Consider the following 25,303-nt stretch of genomic DNA (forward strand, 5'->3'; position numbering starts at 1 on the left):
CTAAATAAATCCGGAATCAGTGTTCAAATGATTCCAGAATAGGTGTTCAAGTGTTTCCGGAATCGCTGTTCAGATCCGGCCGGAATATGCAGTCATTCAAAGCAGTATGTCTATGACTGTTTCAATGCCTTCCTTTTCTATGGGCAACGCAGAGCGGCGTTGGCATTACCCATGGGCAAAAATATCTTCCGTCTGCCTAAGGAAAAGAGAGAAATTAGGGTTAAGCAAGGTCGCCCAAATCAAATCATTCCCAAAGGCAAAGCGTTAGACGAATACGATTATCACGTGTTTGAAACTGGCAAACGCCTGTATCGCACCCGTAACGGACTGAGCATTAAAGCCGTGTATGAGCGACTCATGCAAAAGCACTACTTTGCGTCGCGCGTGAGAAATAGCATTCAACAAGAGCGAAAAACAAATGAACGATTCAAAGTCACATTAAAGCCAATCACTGAACGCCCAACGTTGTCGCAATTCGCCTACTGGCTGAACAAGGAATTCGGCGGCAATCTTCCAGCGCGAGACAGAAAGCGTAAAAACCCTATTGAATTCAACAAGGATCTCGCTGGCCGTACTGGGGACGCGTTTTTGAATGATGACGGATTTGGCAAAGTATTTGAGCTAGATGAAACGCCATTTGATGAAGAGCTGGTATCTGAATTCGACCTAACACGCCAGACAAAAATCGGTAAAGCAACACTGTATTTCGTGATTGATCGTTTTTCGCGCTACATCGTCGGGATCTACATTACGACAGAAAGTCCGTCATACAATACTGTGCGGCAAGCACTATTCAATGCGGCAACTAACAAAGATCGTTTTTTAGAGCAGTATGGCTTTGCTCCGGGGGAAATCACGTGGGATTTCTTTGGTGTTTGCACAACACTGTTTGTTGATAACGCGGAGTTTCGTAATCGTAAATCAGAATCCGCAGTGAGCGACTTGAACATTGATGTACAGTTTGCTCGCAGAGGAAGAGGCGATGACAAACCGCATGTTGAGCAACTATTCCGTACTTTTTCGCTTTTCTTTCAGGGACTCAGTAAAGCACATCAAACCAAGTCGCGTGCAGATATCGCAGCGCAACTAGCGCGAAAGAATGCTGCAATCACACTCACAGAGCTTTATATCATTGCGATTGTTTACATCAACTTCTACAACAATCACAGACGCATCAAAGACTATCCGTTTGCTAGAGAAATGCTGCAAGACTCTGTAGAGCCGGTGCCAGTAAAGTTGTGCGAGTGGGGCGCAAAGTATCGCGCAGGTCACATCATTAAATACGAAGAAAATGAGCTTTATCTGAAGCTCCTGCCGAGAAAACAAGTGTCTGTTCATCAAAAAGGCATTTATTTCCCGGGTGAAAAGCTCTGGTACAACAGCGAATTTACGTTTGAGAGTGGCTTACAGCATCGCAGTGACAGCAGAAATACCGTTATCTATTTTCAAGCACGTTTCAATCCAAATTTCATCGACATCATTTTTCTTGAAACCGAGCAGGGTTTAAAACCTGCAACGCTTGATATGCATCGGTCTGGGGCTTTTAGCGGCTTGTCATTCTATGAAGTAGAACTTCAGCAAAAAGCACTAAAGGTTCACGAAGAAAATTCCGCTCAAGAGTTACTTGAATATCGTTTAGGTGTACAGCTTGTCATCGACAAGCTCGTTAAGGCTGCTAACAAAGAACGCATCCCTGGGACGTTACCACAGCTGGCAAAAATCAACGAAAGCAGAAAAGCAGAAGCGATTATTAATCGCTATTCAGACATTGAGCGTTATCTCGAAGCTGTTCGCGCCGGGATAGAACCACAAGACCAGCCGGATCAATCTGAGCATAACGATAGTAATCGCAGTATCTATGACGACTTCTATGGAGATGATGATGAATAAGCTACCTGTTCGCGTTGCTAAAGCACAATATACACCGTCCGATATCCCCGACTATTCAGGGAATCCACTTGTAGAAGCGCTACCACCTCAGCTCGCACCATATTTACTGAAGCAGCGTTTGACGGTCATGCCGACCAGCGAGTTCATCGAGGGGATGGCACGCAAAGATCGCGAAGATCACTTAGAAAAAATCTATCGCGCAAGACTCATATCAACGCAACATCTTGAGCTGTATTTAGATATCTATAACTTAATTCGGCATGGATACTTGCACAGGAACCCGCTAAGAAGCGAAGTTATAGCATGGAGTTATGACATTGCTGATCCGAATTTAAACAATGCTGACGTCATACAACCATTGATTGAAAGTACGCTTGTCCCAAGCGTCGCCGATGCCATGTTTCTCACGGGATTTTCTGGCAACGGCAAATCTACGATGACGAAGCACATTCTGTTCAACATGTTGCCTCCTGTAATTGAGCATACTCTCGTCGAATTTGATGAGCCGCAAGTTGTCTATCTCTACGTTGATATGCCGCATGATGCCTCGCGCAGCGATCTCATTCTCAGACTACTCACAGAACTAGATAGTGCTTTAGCGAAAACGACATTTGGCAATCCGGAGTATCGTAAAGTTGTCACGAAAAAGAATGGTGATCCTGTGAAAATCGACTCTATGCTCGATGTGCTCATCACGGCTTTAAATCGACATCACGTTGGTGTGCTCGTTATTGATGAATTTCAGAATATGTTGGTCGCCTCAAAGCGGTTTCGAACTGAAACACTGCAAATGTTTGATCAACTCGCGAATCAGCTATTTATTCCAACACTAAAAATCGGCACGCCAGATAGTTTGTCGCTGTTTGACAATAACTCGCGCCACAAGCGTCGCGTGGGTAGACCGTTCGAGCTGTCTCGACTCAACGAGCAGCAAGTCTGGAATGACATGCTGAACATGCTCTATGGCTTTCAGCCAATAAAACATCCCATTACTCGTGATGAAAAAATCGATGCATTGCTACTCACGTTAACTGCTGCCGTACCGGGTTACACACTTGGATTATGGAAAGCCACGCTATTGAACGCGATCAGACTCGGTAAAGAGCGCATTACAGAGTCACTCATTAAGCAGACATTTAAACAGCACTTTCCACTACTCAGATCTGCAACTCGTAACATCAACTTGGGAAAGAAAGGCGGCTACGCTGATTTACTCACAGTACAGCAGTACTTAGATATGAATAAAAATAGCACTGCGCTCAAACACCTGGAAAACTTTATCGAAAATAACAATGTCAAAGGAGCAGCCGCTACAGATGTCATCAACGATATTACTGACGCTGTTGATACTCACAACTTTACCGCTACACAAACAAAGAAACTCGAATCGCTCAAAACTAAGCTCGCGAAAAAAGCACAAGAGAAACTGGGACCGCAAACATTGGAGCACAAGCCGTAATGAAGCGACTCCAGTTATTTCCGAATGAGCATGTATACAGCGGCTTGATCCGCTACCGCTTTCGGTCTGCACAAGCTTACATGAGTGATAAGCGATTCTTTGCACACAATCATTTGCCGTATCAGTGGTTTCGCTCGCAAGTGCCGCTTAATCATCTGATGAGCCAAACTCTGGATAGCATTGCACCGGAGTCCGCTAAGCAATTCGCCTTACGGTTGAACCATACGCCGTTTGCGCCCTGGTTATTGTCGTTGCCTGATGGCATGGCCCCGCATACTCTCAAAGAGTCAAATCATCGGCCTAATACGGAAGAAAACCCGTTTCAAGTGGATCGGCGCTGGAAGTATTGCCCGAGCTGCATGCAGATGCAAAAAGCCAAATGGGGGGTGAGCTACTGGAGAGCCGCTCATCAATTACCCGGGGCACTTGTCTGTGACGAACACGGCACGCCACTGTATAGTCATGATGCGCTACGCTATTTGAATTTCACGTTGCCTGATAAATGGGAGGGCACCAGCACCCCCGTCCCAATGGTGGATGCGTGGCAAGTCAGTTGGCAGCCATTTATTTACGCTATCGCAGGTCGCCTTCAATGCCAACCAACGTGGGGCGTTGAACTCCGCGACAGTATCTACGAAGTCTTGAAACTATCGAAACCTCTTCGACGAGGTGATCGCACGGTCGTGAATGCCCTGTTTGCGCAAATGCGCAGCGAATTAGGCGAGGCGTGCCTAGCCGGGCTATTTACCGCGTATGCCCGGCAGTTTACCCGCCCGACGAACGTATTGTGGATCACGCTCTCGCCTTTCGGGCAGTCAAAGGGTCTGCGCCATCCGTTGTATTGGCTGGCTATTGTGTTTTGGCTAAGGGAGCAGCTACCCGCACTCAAGGATGAGTATGAAAACGGTGTCACTACAACCTTATGAAACGCTGTTTAGTTGGCTAAGCCGCACGCACATCCGCTACGGTGTGGGGCCCGTGGCTCGCACGTATTACGCATTGCTAGGCAAAACCAAGGTACGGCTGCACCCGTATCTTCCCCAAGGGCTTAGGGATTTTGCAGCGCTCACCGAAAAAAGTACGGGCACATTACTCTCACAGCATACGCTGTATCCGCTGTTTCGCTTTTTCCATGCGGATGAGCAAGGGCGTCTTAAGCAAACGCTGCTGACCGGTGAGGGCTCATCGATCCATGCGGCAAACATTCCTCATGCGCGGCTACATATCCCGTTACATCACAAATACTGTCCACTGTGCGCCCGTGAACAGCGTCTGAGGCTGGGTTTTGCCTATTTTGATATCAGGCACCAGCTTCCCGGCCTTATCGCTTGTGAGCGCCACCAGGTCACTTTAACCGGTGTGCTGTGCGGAGATGGAGCGCTAGACAGTGCCATTGCCCTACCACAAGAAAAACGCCCGGTATCTGCGGTGTCCGTTATCACATCTGCCTTCAGTCAATTCTGTGTCGCGGTAAGCGAGCAGTGCAGTACCTCCGTGATGCAGCCCTACCAGATGGATAACTATCGCCACCTCCTTGACAGAAAAGGCTATCTAACACGCCACCACCAATTGCGCTTACAGCAAGTCAAGCAGGCTTTAGGGGCGCGTTATGAGGCGCTGCAACTCGATAGGGGCACCGAGTCTCTGCGTGATTATGCGTTTTTAGGGCCGCTGCTGCGCCAGCGGACAGGGTATCCAGCGCATCCGTTAAAACACCTTCTTCTCGGGTTTTGGCTCTTTGATGGTGCGTCAACAGGGTATCTAAAGACCATTACACCGGTTGAGCAACAGGTGCTGCCGCTGGCGGATACCGCCAGTCTGGAGGCTAAAACGCTGGCGTTACTCAAACAACAGGTGAGTTTTGCCACGATTGCGAAACGCTTGGGTAAATCACGGTGTTATGTACGGCGTATCGCTCAGCTCAACCAGGTAAGCTATCGGCACAATGCCCTGATGTTCGATGCCCGCGTGCGGCATCGTGTGATCATTCAAGCCTTGTTAGGGCGTCATCGACGTACCATCGCCAACAACCTCGGCGTGGGAATGGGTTATGTGGAGCAAGTGATTGCAAATACCCGGAGGCTTCGTCAATGGCGACAAGTCCTCACCCACAAGCATAAACGCGTAAAGGCGATCTATGTGATTAAGCAGGCGCGAATAGCCCATCCTGATTGGCTGCAAAAGGATATCAAGCAACAGGAAAGCCAGGCGTTTTTCTACCTGTATCACCATGATCGGGAAGCGCTCAAACAGTGTCTGCCACCCCGTCGAGCGCCGACTCCGCCGCCTTTTGATTGGGCCAAAGAAGATATGCGGCTGATCGCAGCGCTCAAGCAGCTTACTGCGCCGTACCCGCAGTCGCTCAGTGCCGCAGGCAGAGCGATAAGCGACAACGGGCACTTACGGAAAAACCTGACCAAGTTGCCGCGTACCCATGCGCAACTCGTTGCATATCAAATCATTGATAAATAATGGCTTTGTGGTCAAACCAGTCACTCTCTCGTGCCGGAATCAATGACTTAGCATTTTTTTTAAAATCGTTACTGTAAAAACCCAAAAAAGGGTCCTACAGATATAAATAAGGTAATACGAAAGAGATAACGCCCCTTAAATTGATAAGCAATTGGTGTGATAGGGCTTTTATTGGCTAATGAACAGAATGGATTTTTATCCATTTTGCGTGAGATAGGTAAGTGAAAACAACACATCGTGTAAAGCAGGCGACCTACTGGAACACGGCCAAGCGAAGCTTGGGAAAATAAGAATGGGTTGAAACCAATAAACCGCCCCCAAACCCAATTTTTTTTGAGGGGGGCTACCTCAGGATGAAAAGCATGACTCGTTGGACAACCACGCGTATTGATAACCACAGCCTCGCCCGTTTTATCGGTTCCCATCCCTATGTGGTGCTGTCGTGTCACGCTGCTATTCCCGCGCCTCATTTATTTCTATTTTTACGCCTGATGCGTGAGCTCAATACACTCGGCGCAGATGATTGTGAGTTTCATGTCTTTTACATTGATGTTGATGAGAGAACCGGTATTCCTACACCACAGGTGGAAATCATAGGGAGTAAGAGTAAACAGGGCTTATTCGAGGCGTTAGCATCACGTTATGAGAAAAGTTACAGGCAGACTTAATTCTTGCAGAGATGATCGGGAGCAAACTGCTTTACTCCCGCGCTATAGTCTTCGATTAAACCGCTTCAGCATTTAATTGCGCTTGATATTCTCTTGCTAACAATGGCAAATCAAGCATGCTATACCTAACATTCGAAGAAACTGGGTAAGTGGAGTAAACAAAATCTATAAATTCATTGAAATACATTTTGCTGGTTTTCTTGATAATCGCATCAAGAATATCAATCTCACCTGAAGCTAAGTGTTGGTCAACGTCGTTGCCATGGTAAGAAATAACAAATTTATCTGAACCATAGACAGTTTCTTCTCTTTCGATAAGAAAATCATCATCAAACTTGGCAATATCAGTAATATTATCAACATAGGGCCCGTAATGATTGAAAAGCCATTTTATGTCAGTCATTTGGGCGTCATTGATTAAGGACGAATACCAATCAGCCAGATATACTAGCTTGGTTAATCGCGCTTTAGATAACTCACTTTTATGAGGATAGTTAGAACAAAAGTAAGCCATAATTGCTTTTATCTTATTCACTCTTTCCTCCCACAGTCCTTTTTAGTTCGTTGAGTAACTCTAGCTCTATGTCTTGACGATGTGGTGCTCTCGCTGACTTATCTAAACGGATCGCACTCTTAATAAAATCAACCATGTAGCTTTGGTATGTTGAACAATAGCTTGTAATCTGATTAACCTTTTGAGAACTAAACGCTTTCTTCCGTTCAGACTCTATGACTATTACCCCTATGGGCTTATCAGCCTCCGAAATAGCAATGGCAACAAAACTACAACTTTTTAGACATAACGCATCGACTTTTGTTTCATCATAGCCGTAAACTCTGTGCATGTAACTCTTATATTCACCACTGTTTTCACTATAGGGTGTACATTTATCAATATCAACATGGACACCGTGTTGCCAAGCTTTACTAATAACACCTTGGTTTCGTGGGAATTTCTGTCTGTGAACTTCGGCGTATAAGGGATTCTTAGAGTGCCGAGCCAGTAGATAAAATTCTTTGTTCACATAGTAGTAAATGGTCGCACGTTCGTGAGTTTCCAGCTTCAGTTGCCTCGAGCTTCCTTTGAGCCATGTTTCCACCAGTTTAATCTGCAATTCTAATAGTTTATTTTGTAAGTCATTCGTGTCTTCAGAGGCGCTTTCGAGTTTCTGCTCCAGTTCACTTACCTGTGCATTTTCTTCTTTCAATCTCTTATTTTCTTTATCGAGATTAGACAAATCTTCAAATGTGCCTTTCCCCCCATAGAGGATCAATCCAATACCCAAAATAATGGCATAGCTCCATGGGTTACAGTAAACGGGGTCATATCCCTCATACCCTGCATAAAAAGATGCTGCCACACTTATAATCGCTGAGCCGATGGCAGCAAACGCGATATACCACCATTGACCTACTTTGACAGAAACATCTTTGATTGTTCGGGAGTTTCCACTAAAGCCAAATCTTAAGCTAGATGGGCTTTTGTCGAACTGACGCTGATTTTTGCGATTTTCCTTCATCATTAATACAGAATTGCCTCTCACTAGGTTAAAGGTATCATTTTTAGCTCTCAAGCCGAAGTACAATGAATCCAAAGTTCGAGAATTCGAGAAGAGCAATGAGTATTTTGATAAAAACTACCTCAACGTGCGAAAAGAGAATAGAACCGTCAAATACATCACTTACCCCCTCGAAAAATGTCCTGATTTGCGAAGTTTAGTGATTAAACATAATGTCTTCTTATGCGCCATTAGGCCCAAAATTGCGGTTGACGGTCCTTTTCCCCTGAACGTGTCATTTATCGCACGTTTCGCAAATCCCCACCGACCACCCTCTGGCATTGCCCCAAGCAACGTACACGGTGCATCAGCGCTGGGATGGCGCATTCGTGATAAGCTCCAAGTAAAAAGGGGGGAGCACACTTGCTTAAACCGTGGAGCGCTCCTTTCCCGCAACGGGCCTATGCCAAACGATAATGGAGCTTGAGTAGCATGACAATCCCGGGATCCCAGGCGCGGCTGGCGCAAATTGTCGAAGCGCTGGCGCGATTAGAAAAACAAAAAACGGCGTTGCTTAATGAACGTAGTGCGCTTTTGCAACAAAGCATGGCGCATCAAGCACAGTACTTCAGTCAGTCTGAGACGCCCGAGGCCAAGGTTGCCCTGTTTAAGCAATACTTTCGCGGACGCGAAGATGTTTACCCCTTCCGCTGGGAGTCTAAGCAAGGGAAAGCCGGATACAGCCCTTCCTGTGCCAATGAATGGCAAGCTGAGATCTGCAACAAGCCCAAAACGGCATGTTCAGAATGTGCCCACCAAGCCTTCCATCGCTTTGATGACAGTGCCATTAATGCCCATCTTCGAGGGCAACGCACGATTGGGATCTACCCGTTAACGGCGCAAAATGAATGTTACCTGTTAGCGTTTGACTTCGATAAAACGGACTGGTTTGAGGCAATATCGGCACTGCGAAACGTGTGTGAGTCACTGTCTATTGACTACTTAGTTGAGCGTTCCCGTAGTGGACAAGGCGGCCATTTGTGGCTCTTTTTTGAAAAAGCGACAGAGGCAAAATCCGCACGCCAATTGGGCACAGCGCTGCTCAATCTGACCATGGACACATACCCGGCCCTTAACTTTGACTGCTTTGACCGCATGTTTCCTAACCAAGACGCCTTACCCAGCGGCGGGATGGGGAACCTCATTGCATTACCGTTACAAAAACAGCCTCGCTTGTCGGGGAACGCCTGCTTTATTGATGCTGACGGAGGCGTTGTCGAAGATCAATGGCAAGCACTGGCGGCGACGGGCAAACTATCACCTGACACTATACGGCAACTACTCGAGCGTCTCGCCGATTACGTGGACGTGGAACCGCAAGTCGCCGAGTTAAAACCCTGGGAAAAATCGACGACCCTTAATACGCCCAAAATTGACGACTGCCCCGCGACAATCGACATCGTTGTGGCTGACAAGCTGTATATTGCTATTGCGGTTTTACCCAACAAACTGGTCGCAACGTTAAAGAAGTTAGCGGTGTTTGCCAATCCTGATTTTTTTAAACGCCAGGCGATGCGATTTTCAACGATTGGCGTACCTCGCTATCTGTGTGCGGCGCACATTGAATCGGGCTATCTGCACCTGCCCAGAGGATTAAAAGGGCAAGTTGAAGCGTTACTGGAACAACAGGCTTGTACCATCCGATATCAGGATAAACGCTATGCTGGTCAGCGACTCCCGGCCCTGCGTTTTGAGGGCACACTTCGCAGCCAGCAAGCGAAAGCGCTAAAAGCCTTACTGGAGAATGAGCATGGACTGGTCATTGCGAATACGGGGTTTGGTAAGACCGTTGTTGCACTGGCATTAATCGCCAAACGCGCAGTCAATACATTGGTATTAGTGCACAATAAGGCGCTCGCGGAACAATGGATTGAGCGATGCAAGATATTCCTCAAAGACGCTGAGATGGGATCACTCCTGGGCGGAAAGGATAAATTAAATGGACGAATAGACGTTGCGACGTATCAAAGCCTGATCAGTAGAAATGGCATTGATATTCATGACAAAGTAGATAGCTACGGGCAAATTATTGTCGATGAATGCCATCACATTCCGGCCTCAAACTATGAAACGTTGTTAAAGAACGTCGCGCCTCAATTCCTGGTTGGCTTTACCGCGACACCCAAAAGACAAGATGGGTTGGAAAAGCTAATGTATTTTCAACTTGGGGCGGTGTTATTTGAGTCTAAACCAGAGTCGGTAAAATTCAGTCAAACGGCCTATGGCTGTGATACCCAAATCGCTTTTCCTCCGTCTTGGGTGGATGGTTCGGAGCCGGTAAAAATCACCCAGATGTATCAATACCTGCAAGACAATGCGTCTCGAAATCAGCTCATCACGCGCAGCATTGCCCAGGCAATAGAAGCCAAGCATCAATGTCTGGTGCTCAGTGAACGTAAAGAACATATTGCAATACTCAGCGAGCAATTAAATACACAAGGTATCAATACTATTGAGCTGCATGGTGGCGTGAGTACTAAGATCCGTAAACAGCGGATTGAACAGATTCAGAAGGGATTACCTGAAAGGACTGTCATCATTGCGACGGGTAAATATGTGGGGGAAGGCTTTGACTTGCCTTATCTGGATACCTTGTTTTTGGCGCTCCCAATTTCATGGAAAGGGGTTGTGGCCCAGTACGCTGGCCGTATTCAGCGTCACTACCCGAATAAAACAGAAGTAACGGTGCACGATTATATTGATGATTTTCCCATGCTACAGAGAATGTGGAAAAAGCGTGCTAATGGATATAAGGCCGTTGGGTATAGTGTCAAAAGGATCGGTAGCGGCAAAACTGACAAGCTTCTTTGACCCAGAATGCTAATCCATGTTTATCTAACTGGCTGCATAATTCGAAGTGTACTCCGTGGTATTTTTAATTCTTTTCTCGTTGATACCTACGATACATTAACCCTAATCATGAGTCGTTAATCGGCTCGCCAAGATAGCTAGCGCTGCTTGTTGATTGAGATACTGTGACGGCAAGTCCACCGAGCGGGCAATGAAACCGGTAGGCACATGCAGGACTTCTACCCCGACATGGGTGGCAGCCAAGCGGGTGATCGACGATGGGATGACCGTAAAGACCAAATCAGCGGAAAATGACGACATCGGTATGTTCTTACTATCGCATGCGCTCGACCGTCAGGCCGTGGGCCTGGGCGAAGGCTAGGACTTTGCTTTCGGTCGCGACCACATTGTGCTGATAGCGACAGCAGAAAGCAATCCAATGTTGTTCGGATTTGAAGACAGCTCGCACATCATTCAAGCCATGATCAATGCCATATTGGGTGGTATCGATGGGCACAGCCTCATGGGCGTGAAAGTGTTCCCGCGCAAATTGGGTCAGCAGATCGCGAGGCTCCGTATCTGCATCCACCTTCCATACATAATTGCAATATACAGTCATGGTGTCTCCTTTATGCTTGGTCTAGGGAAATGTCGCTGAGCCGGATACGCTGCACGGTCACGTGTGCCGCACGCCAATTTGCCAGCTCGCTGTCCAATAACACCCGTTGCAATGAGCGCACGCAGCCCTCTTTGAGTGGATGCAGTATTGAGATCTCTCCATTTGAGGCGGTCCAATGATAGCTACCTTCTTCCGTGTGGATAGGTACAGCACCTTGTCTTGCGCAGTGAACGCTCATCGAATTGTCATTGAAAAGCGTGACGAGACAAACCTGGGTAGCGGCGTTGTCAGCGGTTAGTGTGTAAAGTAGCCAGCCATCGGGGTAAGTGAGCATGTCATACTATCGTGTCAGTGGTATCTCTCTTTACGCTAGTATAAGGTAAGGGTTAGATCAATAGTCTCTTATAAACAATGAGTTAGTATCACTTTGATACTAACTCCCGTGCGAATCGTTGTTAGTAGCTATGTGCTTGTAATTACGCTAGAACTTAACAAGGATTCGGATAACCGGCTGGTCAATACGCCAATTTTAGGGCGATGACTGACGTATAATAAAAGGAGAGATAAAGTGGAACCACAAGAGCATGATGATGAAGCATTCGCACTTTTGGCATTTATTGCGATAGGTGAGCAAACTCTCGCAGAAAATTCTCAAACGTTTGAAGATGTAGAAGCCTTTTTGCTAGATCTTTAAACGACTATGCTTAAGATGTAGGCACATCAGTGGGCCTCTTAACAGTCTTCGTTTTAATTTGATATTTATAGAAATCGAATGGGTTTTATTCAGAGGTCTATAAGACTACTTTGTCTTCGTTTTAGTTAAGCCGGTTCAGATACGTCTGGAGCCGCAAGATCTGTGAAATTTCCAACGTTGATTTTATCTTCGTCCGGAATTTTATCCAGTGGATATAAATAACTCCCCTAAAGCATTTTTCTTCTTTTTGCCTTGAAGGCAAAAATTCAGGCTTTGGTACAGGTTGCATATGTACTTTTCTGCGGTATGTTGTCTATGAATTCCGGCAATTTACGAAGTATGACAAAGGAATACCCCGATCGATAATTATATTCATGTTAGGGAATAATTGATGTGGAAAAGTCGTTCAAAAATTGAAAGTGCAGGTTTCTGGTTTATTCTTATCTTCATTTCTTTGATGTTGGCTGACTATTTTTTCTTTAGCAGTTAACTGTATTGGAAGTGTGGCTTGAATAAACGCTTCTCACGGCAATATCGGTACATTATTTTTCAAGAGATAATGTGATTGATTTAAAGAATGGATGTTTCACTTCATAAAGGTTGTCACACCAAAATAAATAGTCTGTTAGAGCAATTGATGAGAATTCGAAATAACCTGCAACTAAGTTTACCCGTTGTCGGGACACTCTTTTACCGATACCTTTTAGTCACGCTGAAATCGAAAGTGTGCTGATTGAAGAAGTGGAAATCACAAAATAGTCGTAAAGAACTGCTCGTATATTTAAAACCTTGAGGTCAGATATGCGGGCAGTATCCCAAATACTTCTTTATTTGCCGGATTACTTATTAATATTTTCAAAAATTCATTGTGCTGTGTGTTTCATCGGGACATTTACGGTTACATTTAGTCGCAAACATATTTCCTGATAAAGTGGTAGAATAATCCGCTTCGTACGGGCACTTTCGTTCGTGAGAGTCCTTTTCTTTCATTACCAAATATGAATTTTCAGAAGCATGACCATTTTCACACGTCTTTTCCGGGTCTTGTCAATAAGTTTGAGCGCGTTTTCACTCCTGATCTTTACGCAAAGTGCGTTTGCAAAGGGTGTATCGGGCCTTCTTCCGCTTAATTTGTCTCTGGTTTTTGAGCAAAAAATTGAACAGGTGTTCGCTGTGACCGGCGACGCGCCGTTAACAAAACCTTATCACGTTAAGGCATTGCTGGAACGGGTTGATAGTATTAAGTCGACTTATCCTGCGCTTTATGCCGGTATTCAGCCCTATCTTGAAGTGTATAAGAAGCAGGCAGGGCTTACTCAGGCGCGCGTCGATGTCACACTGGCTGAAAGTGGAGACATGAATCTACCAAATCGTCGCGGAACGCAGGTTGATGATCCTTTTGTATTTTCTGCCGGCGGTTTCTATCAACCTTCAGACTATTTGCTGTTTGCTGCAGATGCCATTTATAGCGACGAGGCAGGCATGCGTCATGCCGCCTCCTATGTCGCTGTTGGTGGCAGTTATATGCAAATGGAGTTTGGATATCGGGATCACTGGTTTTCTCCTTTCGCTTATTCATCCATGTTGGTCAGTACGCACGCGGAAGCATCACCTTCTGTCACGTTGTCAAATGCTGAACCTATTTCAGACTGGAATATTCAATACACGCTTTTCTACTCCAAACTTGAGCCCCATGAGCAGATACGGCTGGGAGATACAATGTCGCCGGGAAGCCCGCGTCACGGGGGAATCCATATCAGTTTATCGCCATTGGAAAACTGGACTATCGGCGTTAACCGCACCTTGCAATTCGGCGGGGGAGAGCGGGATTTCTCATTTGGTGACGTACTCGAAGCGCTGTTCGACCCCGCTGGTAAAGATAATGTTGGTGACGTAGAAACCGATGACCCGAATTACGAGTTTGGTAATCAGCAAGCATCGATAACCACGGCCTATCAGTTTAACTGGGGGATGCCGGTACAGCTTTATGCTGAGTTTGGCGGCGAAGATACCCGTGACGAGTCCAATTATAAGTTAGGCAATCAAACTTACGGGGTAGGTTTATTTTTACCTGTGGTCACCGATAAGATGTCATTGCGCGCGGAATTAAACCATTGGGCAGACAAGTGGTATGTCCATCATCTTTATCCTGCGGGCTATACCAATAACAACATAATTATGGGGCACTGGGCTGCAGAGCAACGTGAAGACGGTGATTCACCTGCTTCGACGGTGCTGACGTTAGGTATGGACTACCAGATAGATGCTGAGCGGCACTGGTCAACCAGGGGAACGCTGATTTCTAATGACGACGAAGGACAGGCCGGTTATGAAACCGGATATTTGTTACAAATCGACTATTCGCAAAATACTGGGACAGGAGATCTTGGCGTAGGAGTGTTTATCAGTAAAAATACACTTGGCGATACTCAAAGCGCCCTTACATTGTCTTTTTCCTGGAACTAGCATGCGAACCACTGTTGCTGAACTGTCGCGAGCTCGTAAAGCGTTATTTATGACGCATTTAGCTTTAGGTGACTACCTCTATCAGCGCACATTTCTGAAGCAAATCCGGCAACAGTACCCACAGTTGCAACTGGATATCTGGTTTGATGACTTTCGTAAGCAGAAGAAATCTTGGCATCAGGGCCGCACGTCTTTGCTTTCCGGCTGGCTTCAGCAGGAACCATTTATTACCAACATTTATGCGCAATCCCGGTCTGAAGCCCATCGTGCTGAGCAAGTGGCTAGAGCAAAGGCAGAAAAATACGATGTTGTTTTTTTCATCGCCAATACTCGCAGCACGGTATTTTCACGTTATGCACGGGAAATCGGCGGCAATAAAGCATGGTGTGCAGGTGCGGTAAGTGCAGGTGGCTGGCAGTGGCTGAATCGCTTCAGGTACCGTCATTGTGATGCCCTCTACATTCGCGAAAATAGCCATAAACCGATGCCGATATTGCAACAATATCAACGTGCTTTTTCGACTTTTTCCCCCCTGGAAGATGTTAAAACTCTTGAGCCGTTGGATCTGGATGCTGCAATTGTAAAGGCGACTCAGTCGATGTTGACGCAGTGGCACCAACAGCACTCTACATCCCGCGTGCTGTTGATAAATGGAATTTCAACAACCTCCAAGCGTGATTATCCTGACGAGAAATTGTCTGACGTATTGATTAAGATGGCGTCTGCGTGTTCCGATACACTGTTTGTAATTAATACACCACCGCATCGCTTAGCCGGTATTAAAAAGCTGGCTGACGTTTTAGTGCAGAAACATCAGGTGAAATGTGAGGTGTTTACTGCCACGCAAGGCATAACAGAATTAGCGGCGATGGTTGCGGGTGTAGACGGGGTGCTGAGTGTGGAAACGGCCATCATTCATTTTGCGGCCGCGACAAATACACCTTTCGTGGCACTTATGCGAGAGAAAACCGCACATTGGTGCCCACCCCAGTCACTGTGTACACTTTATTCACCGGGACATGTGAGTGAGCTCTCCTCTGCGTTAATCTCAAAAGTATGTCTTAAGTATCTGATTTAAGAGCTGATTTTTTATCTGTAACTGCGAGTTGTTCGGCTTTGGTTATTGTCTCAACTTCCACAGCGGTACTGCCCTGAACTGCATTTTTTGTCACGCTGGCAGGGGTGACGGCGCTGATGCCTTTTAACAGCCTGCCGAGAATATCCGCCCCGGTGATGATGCGGGGCTGTGCACCCCAAACCAGTACTACGTCAACGTCGATGGTTCCATCGTCATGGGCATCCAGTGTTTCCTGGGCTTTCAGGTGCCACAGCACTTCAGATAACATCAGCGATTCGTCCCGCACGATTAACGGACGGTGACAGAAATCATAAATATCAAACGGTTTGTCGGTATCAAAAAGGGCTGCCCTCAAAGCACCGTCAGCATCAAGAATGAGTAACGGATTGTCTTTCTCATCGGCGAGCACAACCCATTTATGTCCGCTCTGATTAATTTGCTTCAGAAGCTCATCTGCGCTGTTACGCACAAATTCAGGCACAATGGGAAAGTCTAGTTTGGCTGGCAGCCGGATAATGGATTCCGGCTCCAGCAATTCGCCTTCCTGCATCACCGATACTTCATCGATGGCAAGGAAGTTCAGTGCACCGGTACCTTCCACATGATCAACCTCTGCCTCTTCGGCATCCACATGCTGTTTAATCACTTTACGTAGGTCGTTATCCCGCATGTATTCAACGCCTTCCCGGCCCAGCCAGCCATCAAGCAGCAGGGCAGAAGGCTTGGATACGGGATACAGGATAATCTGATAGAAGCGCATTACCGGTGATAACACTGACGCCATACGCATTGCATTTCTGGAGAAATAAGCCTGCGGCATGATTTCACCGAAAATGGTAATAAAACCGGTGGAGAACAGGAACGAAGCTGCACCCGTCAGCACGGAGTCTGACAATAACGCCAGTAATACGTTAATGCCTACGTTGCCCCATAAAATAGTAGTGAGCAGGAAGTTTGAATCTTGTCTCAGCTTCAGAATTTTAGCTGCGGTTTTATCTCCGTGGCTTACCTCCATTTCCAGTTGCAAACGGCTGACCGAAAAGAACGCAAGATTGAGTCCTGAGAACATGGCTGATTGTGAGATACAGAAAAGGATCCCAAGCCATACATAAAGTTCCTGATTGCTTAACGCAAAATCCATAAATAAATACTGCCTGATATTAAACGGGTGGCGAGTGTAAACCGGTTACGCAAATATGGGTAACCGGAATTTTTATCGACACGAGATAACTACAATCGTAGCGTATAAAAAGGGAACGGCAACACAATGCTGCGCCTGAGCGGTAACATCCGGATGGAAAGACAAAAAGGCTTCTTTACTGCGGTATAAAGAAGCCGTAAATCACCTCAGATAACCTCTTTACTGGGCTTGAATAGCAATACACCAAACACCGGACCCGCGGTGTTTCCTTGTTTCGGCTCAAACCTCACGTTTACTTTATCCTTCGCTTTGGTTAGTGCTTCAGGGATATCGTAAACCATATCAAAGAATTTCCCCGGATGATCAAAATTAAGCTGCTGGGTCGCCACTTTTTGGCCATCAATGAAAATATAAAATTCTCGCGGGCGCTCCTCACCCCAATACGTAGCTTGAAGTTTTAACGGACCGGACGCGGTATCGAAATCGAAACTAAAAAATCCACCCGTCCTCGCATCACGGCCCTGTTTGCCCCTGTAAACAACAGGGTAGCTGATTTCCGACTCTAAATTATGATCACGTTCGGGCTGCATTTCTCCTAAATGCATGACATCTACGGAACGCTCTGCCAGATCTTTTGAACGGGCCTGCTCTTCAGCGTAAGCAATTTCAGCTTTCGACCATTCCGCGTTGGTAAATTTCTCAAAATACACGGCACTTCGCCGGTGATGATTGGCATAGAATGGTGAGAATGTCATGTCGGCAGGACGACCAATACCTTTGGATTGGTATATAGCTTTTTCTGGTTGCAGGCTGATGAGTCCGCCAATGAGATCGTCCCCAACCAGAGCGGGGGCAGTGCCGTTCCACGGCTCATCACTACTGCCAAGATCTGCCGCCATTACCATTGGGCCTTGCAATACTGCTACTACGTTGTCGTTACCCGGAGTGGCTTCCAGGCGAAGTGGCAACGGAAGCATCAGTTCCACTTTGTCGCCTGCTTTCCAGCGACGGTGAATAGTTGCGTATCTTCTGGATTGCGAAGCCCCGACAGGAGTCCCGTTGACGGTAACCGACCAATCATCGCCAGCCCAGGCTGGAATTCGCATGGCAAGACGAAATGCTTTGTCCGCTTTATTTACAGTAAGCGTTACAGAGCCCTGATAAGGGTAAGCGGTTTCCATAGTGAGTGCGGCCTTGCCTGCAGCCCAGTTTACTGTAGAAGGAATAAATAAATTCACAAAGAGTGTGTCGTCACCTTGCCACCAGATAGAGTCACCATGTTTGGCATGGGTCTCCATACCTGAGCCGGTGCAACACCAAAAGCTGTCAAATTTGCTTGAGTGATGGCGGGCTGCTCCTGACATAAGCGGCGTCATGTACGTTACCATGCCGGTGGCAGGATCGATTTGCGCTAACATATGGTTGAGGTGGGCGCGCTCATAATAGTCGAAATATGCCGCGTCAGGCTGCCAGCTATAAAGATGACGGGTTAATTTCAACATATTGTAAGTGTTGCACGCTTCGCAGGTTTGCTCGGTGATATGGTTAGCAATACTGTCTGGAGTAAAGAAATATTCGCGGTCAGCATTACCACCAATTACATAGGAGTGGTGATTGGTTACGGTTTCCCAGAAAAAGTGTGCCGCGTTTTGATCACTGGCTTTCCCTGTTAGTTCATAGAGTCGGGCCAGACCAATTAATTTGGGGACTTGCGTATTGGCGTGAATATTCGCCAGCTCATCTTCACCGTTAGCCAGTGGTGCAAGCACTTTTTTATGGTACAAACGTTCTGCAAGCGAAAGCCAGCGTTTGTCACTGGTTCGCGCATACAATTCCGCGAAGCTTTCGTTTATCCCCCCATGCTCGCAATCCAGTACGGTTTGTACCTGTTCATCCGTGAGGGCGGCAAATAGGTCTTCAATGTAGGTCGCCAGCCCTGCTGCAACAGGAATACCCGTGTCCAGGCCACAGTATGTTTGTGCGTCAAACAAACCCGCAAACAGCTTATGCCAGTTATAGAAGGGCACCCAGCAACCGTTTAAGTCAAAACCTGCTGAACGAATATCACCGCGCTTGATTTCAGGAAAGATTTCTTTGCCATCAACGATGGTTTTGTCTTTACGCTTGCGGGTGAATCCTGCGACGTAGCCATCTCCCTGTGCTTCCTGGCACCTGGCAAGCTCATCGATAATATAAGCTAGGCGTGTTTTTGCTTCTTTCTTACCGGTTTGAGCGTGCAAAAGCGCTAATGCGGACATGTAATGACCAAGGCTGTGTCCGGCTATCGTGTCTCCCTCCCAGCCGCCATAAATCTCACCTTTCGTTTCTAATCCGGAAAATTTGTGGAAGTTGTGTAAAAAGCGGTCCGGTGAGAGTTCCATGAGGTAATGGCTGTTTGCCGTGACGGCATTCAGAAAGTCAGAATCGAGCAGGCGCACGTCGTTAAGAGGTAACGCACTGGCTGAGCCGGGCAAAGTAGCTGCGCTGTTCTGTTTTGCCTCTTTTCCGGAGCAGGCCGACAGCGAAATGGTGGAAAGCGTGGCAAGGGCAGACATGCCTTTTAAGACCCGCCGGCGATTGGGTTCCGGACACAGATGACACATAACGATTCCTTTTAGTTGCTGGCACTGTGACAGTACTAAATATTTGTACGGTATATCTTTATCCATTGTTTGAATAAATAAAACCGTATAGCAAATGTTATTTATGCCAATAGCGCCGTATTCATAAAGGTATCGCTTTTACGATAAACCTCAACCGCGGATTAGGTGTCAGAGCGTCGAAAGGGTAGCAGGTTACGAGTTGAACCTCTTCTTTGTTCCGTTCGATCAACCAGCGGCCTGATTGTGAATCAACAATATCGGTCTTACTTACCCGATAGGTGCGCCATTGTCCGCGATTGTCCTGGATCTGAAAGGTATCTCCGGCTTTCACGTGCTGCAGAAAATTGAAATGGGTGTCGCGGTGACCGGAGTATACCTGGGTGCCGGTTTCCCCGGGCAGTGCCGTGCCATCGATGTGGCCGGGGCCAAAGGCCAGACTGCTGCCATGACTGCCCGACAATATGTAAAGGCGCTGACTATGGCCGGGAAAAGTCAGTACGGCAACGGGCCAGGTATCTGACCATGACCAGGGTTTAACGGTGTGGCCGGTAGCCAGGGTTTCTTCCCACGCTCCTGCAATAAGCCGTTGCGCTAATACTGCCTTTGCCGCAATCCACAAGGTATTACCGAAACATAGTGTACCGGCTATCAAAAGCAGCGCGGGGAGTGCCGTTTTAAGCCATTTTACTCTGTTCATCATTGCCGGCACGCCCTATCTCATGTTTCCGCGCTGCCAGAGCAACAACACAAGACCTGCAACAGTACACAGGATGCCAAGCCAAAGAGTGAAGTCAGCAGTGGTAGCGGTTTGCGGATATTGCAGTTCCTGTTGCGACATCCCCCGTGGAAGTTGATTCGCGACTTGTAAGCGGAGCGGCGGACGAGTGCTATTTTCAGAAGTAACGGGCGTCTGGTCGATAGCAACAAATGACGTAAAGCGGGACAGTAAATTATGTTGCAGGGCCACTGCTGTAATGTCGTCTTTAACCTGCTCTTCATTGAGTAAGCCACTTCGTCCTTCATCTTCAATATGGGCAATTTTTTGTCTGGCCCAGCGGGCGCCGGCGCCGCTGTTTTCGGGCATATCTGAAGATGCCAGCGTTTTCGACCAAAGCTGACTGGCTGTTTCGCCGCTCACGGTGACACTACTGACAGGTGTTTTTGTGGAGGCAAAAGACAGCAGGGGTTCGTTAAGATACAAATCCGGTGTATTTGCAGGATATACCTCTGCACCTTCCGGCCACCCCGGCACAATGTTTTTGGCAGCACTGTGGTTAAGCTTTACGAACAGGCTGTTCATCTGCGGGGCAATATCCTGCGGACTGGCAATGAATTCGTAGGTGCCCCGACCGGTTGATGCCGCTTTGTGCATAAAGTAACTGTTGGGAGCAGAGCCTATCCCCACGGTGAATAACCGCGATGTACCTGCGGTGTCGTGAATAAGACTGAATAATTCTGCTTCGTTACCTACAGCACCATCAGTGATGAATACCACCTGGTGAAGGCGTTCGTCCGCATTTTGTGCAAAGGCCGCAGTCAGCGCAGGGAACATTTGCGTGCCGCCATCAGCCTGCAACTGATTTACCCATTGCCGCGCTGCTTGTCTTGCCGGATGTGTCGCAAAATTTGCCTCTGCGAACATCAGCGAGAATTTATCGTTAAAAGCGATAACGTTAAAACGGTCGGTATCCTTAAGTTTATCAATGGCTGTAATCAGACTGGATTTAGCCTGAACAATTGACTGTCCCTGCATAGAACCCGATGTATCAATGACAAATGTAATATCACGGGCTAATGTTTGCTGCCCGGTAATTGCCGGAGGCACCACCATCAGCATGGAGAAATATTCATCACCGGATTGTTCTGAAAACAGGGCTGCCACCGGTTCAGATGAAGGAGCCGGAAGCCAGCGAAGCACAAAGTCCCTGTCCATTTCACTATGACCCTCTTTAAGGGTGACAGTGAACGTTTCGTCTTGTTTTGCAAGGTCAATGTCATGATACAGCGCGTATACTGAAGTGAGTGGCAAGCCACTTTTCAGAGAAATATTGAGCGCCAGGGGATTCGTCTTTCCACTGCCCGGCAGAATAAACGGCGGAAAAAGATCCGCAGGGTCTGCATACCCGGTGGTTGCCCGGGTCTCCGTTTCAAGGCTGTTCATGTTCATACCCGGCATGTACCTGGGTGTCAGTGTTGTTGGCAGCCTCCATGAGAATTCGCCCCGGCGGAACTCTGCAATATCAAGAAATTGCAGTGTGACCTCTATGGTTTCTCCCGGTGCGATATGACTAACTTGCTGGGTAAACAAATTGGGGCGCTGCTGTTCAGTCAGTGCAGCCCGTTTTCCCTGCACCACTGCGTCGCGGTAAAGGCGCCGGGCTTCCTGCCGTGGCTTGATAATGCCTTCAATCACCCGTGAGCCGGTACGGATAGTCATACGAGTAACAGCCGCCTTGTCCGGCAGCGGAAAGGTGTACACACCATTGACCGGACCGTTGCTCTGGTTTTTAAAAATCTGCCGGTACGTCACGTTCACCAGTACGCCGTTGATCTGAACATCTGCATCCGTGAGTACATGTAAAGCGGCCTGCCCGTTTGCGTCGTTGCTTTGTAACGTCATATTACCGGACTGGTAGCGGGGTAGTGTGTCAGCAAAAGAAGCAAAAGCCGGCCACATGAAGAGTATCAATAGCAACAAATTAAAGTGGCTGCGGGCAGGGCAGCGGCGGCTGGGGTTCGTGAGCATGAGCGTCTTCCGTTACGGTGTGTAGGGTTATTTCAGCACTGTAATCTGGCAAGTTTGCGGAGGATATGTGGCGAAGAAGCAATGAATTCAGGCGAATTATGGAGTAAAGTGAAAGATATTCCTCTACACACAGCAACACGGTTCTGAGTTATCTATGTCGCACCGGACTAGCCGTAAAAACAGCATGTTAACAGCACCTTACCGGTGGTGTTTAATGCTGGGTGCCTGTGTGAGTCTGACGCTTGGGTTTATTGGTGTGGTCGTGCCGGGTATGCCGACAACGGTCTTCGTGCTGATTGCTGCCTGGCTGGCGGCCCGCAGTTCACCGTCGCTGGCTTTATGGCTGGACAATCACAAAGTCACCGGACCGATAATTCATCACTGGCGAAACGGACGCTGTATGCCGCGCAGTGCAAAATATGCTGCCACGGCAGGTATGTCACTGTCGGCGGTGATCATGGCAGTAACAGCCACGCCGGTTTGGGTGATGGCCGGTACGGATATCATGATGTTGTGTGTGCTTATCTGGTTGTGGCGTCTGCCGGAACCTGAGTTGCCGGATGGTAAAGCCTGACATGACACTCTCCGCTGGTCATGAAGCAACACTCAGACACTTACAACTGACACTCTATGCGATGCAAAGCCGGTTCGAAGCGGGGAGCAGCGAGTTTGAGCTCATCAGCCTGTTGCAAAAACCACCGTATTCGCTTTTCGATGAAAGCGCCTTGCGCGACAGTCTGGCGCTGTTCCGTTGTCACTTTATTCTGTTCCATTGTCTTTACCGCCTTCAGGATGAGTGGCTGGCGGAAAAACAGGGCTTACTGAACATCCACACTACGTCCATCCGGCTGGAGCCCATGCCGGATGAAACAGAAACCCCTGCACTGGCAGATCCGCTGCGGGATTACTATCTGGATTGGAACAACTTTGACAGCACCGGCAAAGAAGATGTGGATGCGCTGATAGACAGTTTCTGGGTCAAAATGAGCAGCGGCTTTCACATGTCCGCAGACGAAAATACGATTAATGAAGCACGCAATGTGCTGGAGATCGCACCGGATATACGACTGACCCGCAGCCTGATAAAGAAACAATATCGTCATTTATTGCACAGGCACCATCCTGACAAAGGGGGGGACAATCCGGTTGCAGCTGAGTTGGTGAGAGCCTGTGAAGTATTGCTGAGTGCGGTTAAGCAGGAACCGCTGGTCTAAACATTATCGGTACGTAGTCCGCCGAAATAGATTTTCATCAGGATGGGGGCTTTCGTGGTGATGTCGAAGGCTTCCGGCGCTTCAAGATATTCTGACAAAATGCCACGCATAAAACAGTTCATCGCCAGGGTGTAATCTTCAGGCGTGATATCCGCTGACAGCTGCCCCAATTTAATGGCCCGTTTGTAGTATGCAGCGAACGCCTGAATTTTGTCGTACTTTGCTTTTGTGTGTTTTTCCTGACTGCACTTTAAGTCACCACTGTAATCACATTTTAACATGAAGAGTGTAAGTGTTTTACGAAGTTGCTCATCTTGATCGAGATCGAGGAATATGTTCGTACATAACTCCTGTAACTGACCGACAGGATTGGGGTGTTCAGCTTCCAGTCCTTCCATGATCCGTTCAATAAAAGGAGTATGCAGATTCTCATGGAGCGCATCGAAAATCTCCATTTTGTTTTTAAAGTGCCAGTACACGGCACCCCTTGTTACATCTGCCTTACGGGCGATTTCTTCAAGGGATGCTTTAGCGACGCCGCGCTCTGTAAAAACATCGACAGCGGCCTTTAATATGGTCTGTTTTGTGAGCTCAGCATCTTCTTTTGTTCTGCGCATCGTATTCTCCGCGAGATTGACAACATACATACAAGAACGTATCTTTAGAAGGTAAACTTTTAATGTGCAATTGTCCAGCCCTTGTGGCTGTATCAGGAAGACTTATTGTTATGAAAAAACTGCTTTTAACTGCCGTCACAGCGATAGCGCTGGCCGTTGCCGGTGGCTGTTCTGACCAAAACGGGCAACAGGCCGCACAGGCGGGCCAGGGTGGTCAGCAACCCGCACCTTCTGTGTCTGTAGTGACAATTGCCAGTCAGCAGGTAGAGCACACGGTTACACTGCCCGGACGTGTGAGCCCGATGCGCCAGTCGCAGGTGCGTCCGCAGGTAGAAGGTGTGCTGACCGAACGTTTGTTTGAAGAAGGTGCGCTGGTGGAAAAAGGCCAGCAACTTTACCAAATCGATGATGCCCGTTTCGCTGCGCAACTGGCCAGTGCGAAAGCTGATCTGAAAAGTGCGCAGGCGAGTTTGAAAACGCTGGAAGCACGTTCAGCCCGTTATAAAGATTTGCTCAGCCGCAACGCCGTCAGCCGTCAGGAGTACGATGATGCACTGGCTGAAGCCGAGCAGGCAGAAGCGCAAATCAGTGTCGCCCAGGCCGCGGTAGATTTAGCCAAAGTGGATTTAGACTACACCAAAGTGTACGCCCCTATCAGCGGTCAGATCAGCCGCAGTTATGTCACCGTCGGTTCGCTGGTAACAGCCAATCAGGAACAACAACTGGCTACCATTACCCAGTTGAATCCGGTTTATGTTGATATGCAGCAAAGCGGCAAAGGTGTTCTGACACTGCGTAAAGCGATGCAGCAAAGTGGCACTCTGCCGGTGAAGCTGATTCTGGATGAAACCACAGGTGAAGCGTATGAACATCAGGGAGAACTGAAATTCTCTGAAGTGACGGTAGATGAAACAACCGGTGCAGTTGCACTGCGTGCAGAACTGCCTAACCCTGATTCACTGTTGATGCCGGGTCTTTTCGTGAAAGCCACCGTGGTGCTGTCTAACACCGATGAGTTGCTGGTACCGCAACGTGCGACCACCCGTCAGCCAGACGGTTCGATGGTGGTCATGACGGTGAATGCGTCGGACAAAGTTGAGCCCCGCCAGATCACTGTATCAGGTGCATGGCAGGATCAGTACATGGTGAAAGGTGGCGTGCAGGCTGGTGACAGAGTCATTGTGACCGGTTATCAGAAAGTGCAGCCGGGTATGCAGGTGAATGCTAAACCCTGGCAGGCCGGTAACGCTCAGGCGAAAAACGGACAGTAAGCGCGACTAATTTTCA

The 25,303-nt window shown here is 47.7% G+C and carries 21 protein-coding genes; 13 read left to right on the forward strand and 8 right to left on the reverse strand.

Annotated elements, in window-relative coordinates:
* Nucleotides 1-171: 171 nt before the first annotated feature.
* The 5 genes from ACXAG2_RS19055 to ACXAG2_RS19075 all read left to right on the forward strand — a co-directional run bounded on the left by ACXAG2_RS19055 (nucleotide 172) and on the right by ACXAG2_RS19075 (nucleotide 6,489).
* Nucleotides 172-1,890, forward strand: a complete 1,719-nt coding sequence (locus ACXAG2_RS19055) for a hypothetical protein (RefSeq protein WP_474869636.1) — start codon at nucleotides 172-174, stop codon at nucleotides 1,888-1,890.
* Nucleotides 1,859-3,349, forward strand: a complete 1,491-nt coding sequence (locus ACXAG2_RS19060) for a TniB family NTP-binding protein (protein WP_474869638.1) — start codon at nucleotides 1,859-1,861, stop codon at nucleotides 3,347-3,349. The genes ACXAG2_RS19055 and ACXAG2_RS19060 overlap by 32 nt, the downstream gene beginning before the upstream one ends.
* Entirely contained in the window at nucleotides 3,349-4,275 is a 927-nt protein-coding gene (locus ACXAG2_RS19065) for a TniQ family protein (RefSeq protein WP_474869641.1), read from the forward strand. The genes ACXAG2_RS19060 and ACXAG2_RS19065 overlap by 1 nt, the downstream gene beginning before the upstream one ends.
* Nucleotides 4,247-5,821, forward strand: coding sequence for a TnsD family Tn7-like transposition protein (locus tag ACXAG2_RS19070; RefSeq protein WP_474869642.1), 1,575 nt, complete (start codon nucleotides 4,247-4,249; stop codon nucleotides 5,819-5,821). The genes ACXAG2_RS19065 and ACXAG2_RS19070 overlap by 29 nt, the downstream gene beginning before the upstream one ends.
* 362 nt (nucleotides 5,822-6,183) lie before the next feature.
* Complete coding sequence (locus tag ACXAG2_RS19075) at nucleotides 6,184-6,489, forward strand: hypothetical protein (RefSeq protein WP_474869645.1); 306 nt, start codon at nucleotides 6,184-6,186, stop codon at nucleotides 6,487-6,489.
* A 55-nt stretch (nucleotides 6,490-6,544) separates the two neighbouring features.
* Here ACXAG2_RS19075 and ACXAG2_RS19080 read toward each other — a convergent pair whose 3' ends face one another.
* Together ACXAG2_RS19080 and ACXAG2_RS19085 are read right to left on the reverse strand one after the other, a co-directional pair.
* Complete coding sequence (locus ACXAG2_RS19080) at nucleotides 6,545-7,024, reverse strand: Panacea domain-containing protein (protein WP_474869647.1); 480 nt, start codon at nucleotides 7,022-7,024, stop codon at nucleotides 6,545-6,547.
* On the reverse strand, nucleotides 7,017-8,012 hold the full coding sequence (locus ACXAG2_RS19085; RefSeq protein ID WP_474869650.1) for a hypothetical protein: 996 nt from the start codon (nucleotides 8,010-8,012) through the stop codon (nucleotides 7,017-7,019). Before ACXAG2_RS19085 ends, ACXAG2_RS19080 begins: the two co-directional genes overlap by 8 nt.
* Nucleotides 8,013-8,480: 468 nt before the next feature.
* Between ACXAG2_RS19085 and ACXAG2_RS19090 the strand changes: the two genes are divergently transcribed.
* Nucleotides 8,481-10,859, forward strand: a complete 2,379-nt coding sequence (locus ACXAG2_RS19090; RefSeq protein WP_474869652.1) for a TOTE conflict system archaeo-eukaryotic primase domain-containing protein — start codon at nucleotides 8,481-8,483, stop codon at nucleotides 10,857-10,859.
* A 313-nt stretch (nucleotides 10,860-11,172) separates the two neighbouring features.
* On the opposite strand, the gene ACXAG2_RS19095 is transcribed toward ACXAG2_RS19090, so the two are convergent.
* The gene (locus tag ACXAG2_RS19095; RefSeq protein ID WP_349583319.1) at nucleotides 11,173-11,457 is read right to left on the reverse strand and encodes a hypothetical protein; all 285 of its coding nucleotides are present in this window, start codon (nucleotides 11,455-11,457) and stop codon (nucleotides 11,173-11,175) included.
* Nucleotides 11,458-11,632: 175 nt separating this feature from the next.
* On the opposite strand from ACXAG2_RS19095, the gene ACXAG2_RS19100 reads away from it, so the two are divergent.
* The 4 genes from ACXAG2_RS19100 to ACXAG2_RS19115 all read left to right on the forward strand — a co-directional run bounded on the left by ACXAG2_RS19100 (nucleotide 11,633) and on the right by ACXAG2_RS19115 (nucleotide 15,695).
* Entirely contained in the window at nucleotides 11,633-11,755 is a 123-nt protein-coding gene (locus ACXAG2_RS19100; protein ID WP_474869655.1) for a hypothetical protein, read from the forward strand.
* A gap of 270 nt (nucleotides 11,756-12,025) precedes the next feature.
* Entirely contained in the window at nucleotides 12,026-12,151 is a 126-nt protein-coding gene (locus ACXAG2_RS19105) for a hypothetical protein (RefSeq protein ID WP_269748469.1), read from the forward strand.
* Between the two features lie 1,056 nt (nucleotides 12,152-13,207).
* On the forward strand, nucleotides 13,208-14,617 hold the full coding sequence (locus tag ACXAG2_RS19110) for a capsule assembly Wzi family protein (protein WP_474869658.1): 1,410 nt from the start codon (nucleotides 13,208-13,210) through the stop codon (nucleotides 14,615-14,617).
* Between the two features lies 1 nt (nucleotide 14,618).
* Complete coding sequence (locus tag ACXAG2_RS19115) at nucleotides 14,619-15,695, forward strand: glycosyltransferase family 9 protein (protein ID WP_474869660.1); 1,077 nt, start codon at nucleotides 14,619-14,621, stop codon at nucleotides 15,693-15,695.
* On the opposite strand, the gene ACXAG2_RS19120 is transcribed toward ACXAG2_RS19115, so the two are convergent.
* From ACXAG2_RS19120 to ACXAG2_RS19135, 4 genes are all read right to left on the reverse strand, one after another.
* Nucleotides 15,679-16,836, reverse strand: coding sequence for a DUF21 domain-containing protein (locus ACXAG2_RS19120; protein ID WP_474869662.1), 1,158 nt, complete (start codon nucleotides 16,834-16,836; stop codon nucleotides 15,679-15,681). The two genes, ACXAG2_RS19115 and ACXAG2_RS19120, sit on opposite strands and share 17 nt — an antisense overlap.
* Nucleotides 16,837-17,042: 206 nt before the next feature.
* Nucleotides 17,043-19,439, reverse strand: a complete 2,397-nt coding sequence (locus ACXAG2_RS19125) for a beta-L-arabinofuranosidase domain-containing protein (RefSeq protein WP_474869664.1) — start codon at nucleotides 19,437-19,439, stop codon at nucleotides 17,043-17,045.
* A gap of 121 nt (nucleotides 19,440-19,560) precedes the next feature.
* A complete protein-coding gene (locus ACXAG2_RS19130; RefSeq protein WP_474869665.1) occupies nucleotides 19,561-20,139 on the reverse strand; it encodes a class GN sortase in 579 nt (192 codons plus the stop codon).
* Between the two features lie 12 nt (nucleotides 20,140-20,151).
* Entirely contained in the window at nucleotides 20,152-22,185 is a 2,034-nt protein-coding gene (locus tag ACXAG2_RS19135) for a marine proteobacterial sortase target protein (RefSeq protein ID WP_474869667.1), read from the reverse strand.
* Nucleotides 22,186-22,369: 184 nt separating this feature from the next.
* On the opposite strand from ACXAG2_RS19135, the gene ACXAG2_RS19140 reads away from it, so the two are divergent.
* Together ACXAG2_RS19140 and ACXAG2_RS19145 are read left to right on the forward strand one after the other, a co-directional pair.
* The gene (locus ACXAG2_RS19140; protein ID WP_474843672.1) at nucleotides 22,370-22,759 is read left to right on the forward strand and encodes a YbaN family protein; all 390 of its coding nucleotides are present in this window, start codon (nucleotides 22,370-22,372) and stop codon (nucleotides 22,757-22,759) included.
* Complete coding sequence (locus ACXAG2_RS19145) at nucleotides 22,746-23,399, forward strand: DNA-J related domain-containing protein (RefSeq protein ID WP_474869669.1); 654 nt, start codon at nucleotides 22,746-22,748, stop codon at nucleotides 23,397-23,399. The genes ACXAG2_RS19140 and ACXAG2_RS19145 overlap by 14 nt, the downstream gene beginning before the upstream one ends.
* Here the strand turns inward: ACXAG2_RS19145 and ACXAG2_RS19150 are convergent.
* The gene (locus ACXAG2_RS19150; RefSeq protein ID WP_474869672.1) at nucleotides 23,396-24,016 is read right to left on the reverse strand and encodes a TetR family transcriptional regulator; all 621 of its coding nucleotides are present in this window, start codon (nucleotides 24,014-24,016) and stop codon (nucleotides 23,396-23,398) included. The genes ACXAG2_RS19145 and ACXAG2_RS19150 overlap by 4 nt on opposite strands.
* A 110-nt stretch (nucleotides 24,017-24,126) precedes the next feature.
* Between ACXAG2_RS19150 and ACXAG2_RS19155 the strand changes: the two genes are divergently transcribed.
* Nucleotides 24,127-25,287, forward strand: coding sequence for an efflux RND transporter periplasmic adaptor subunit (locus ACXAG2_RS19155; RefSeq protein WP_474869674.1), 1,161 nt, complete (start codon nucleotides 24,127-24,129; stop codon nucleotides 25,285-25,287).
* Nucleotides 25,288-25,303: the final 16 nt, after the last annotated feature.

Source organism: Alteromonas sp. ABH4_456, from assembly GCF_056160645.1.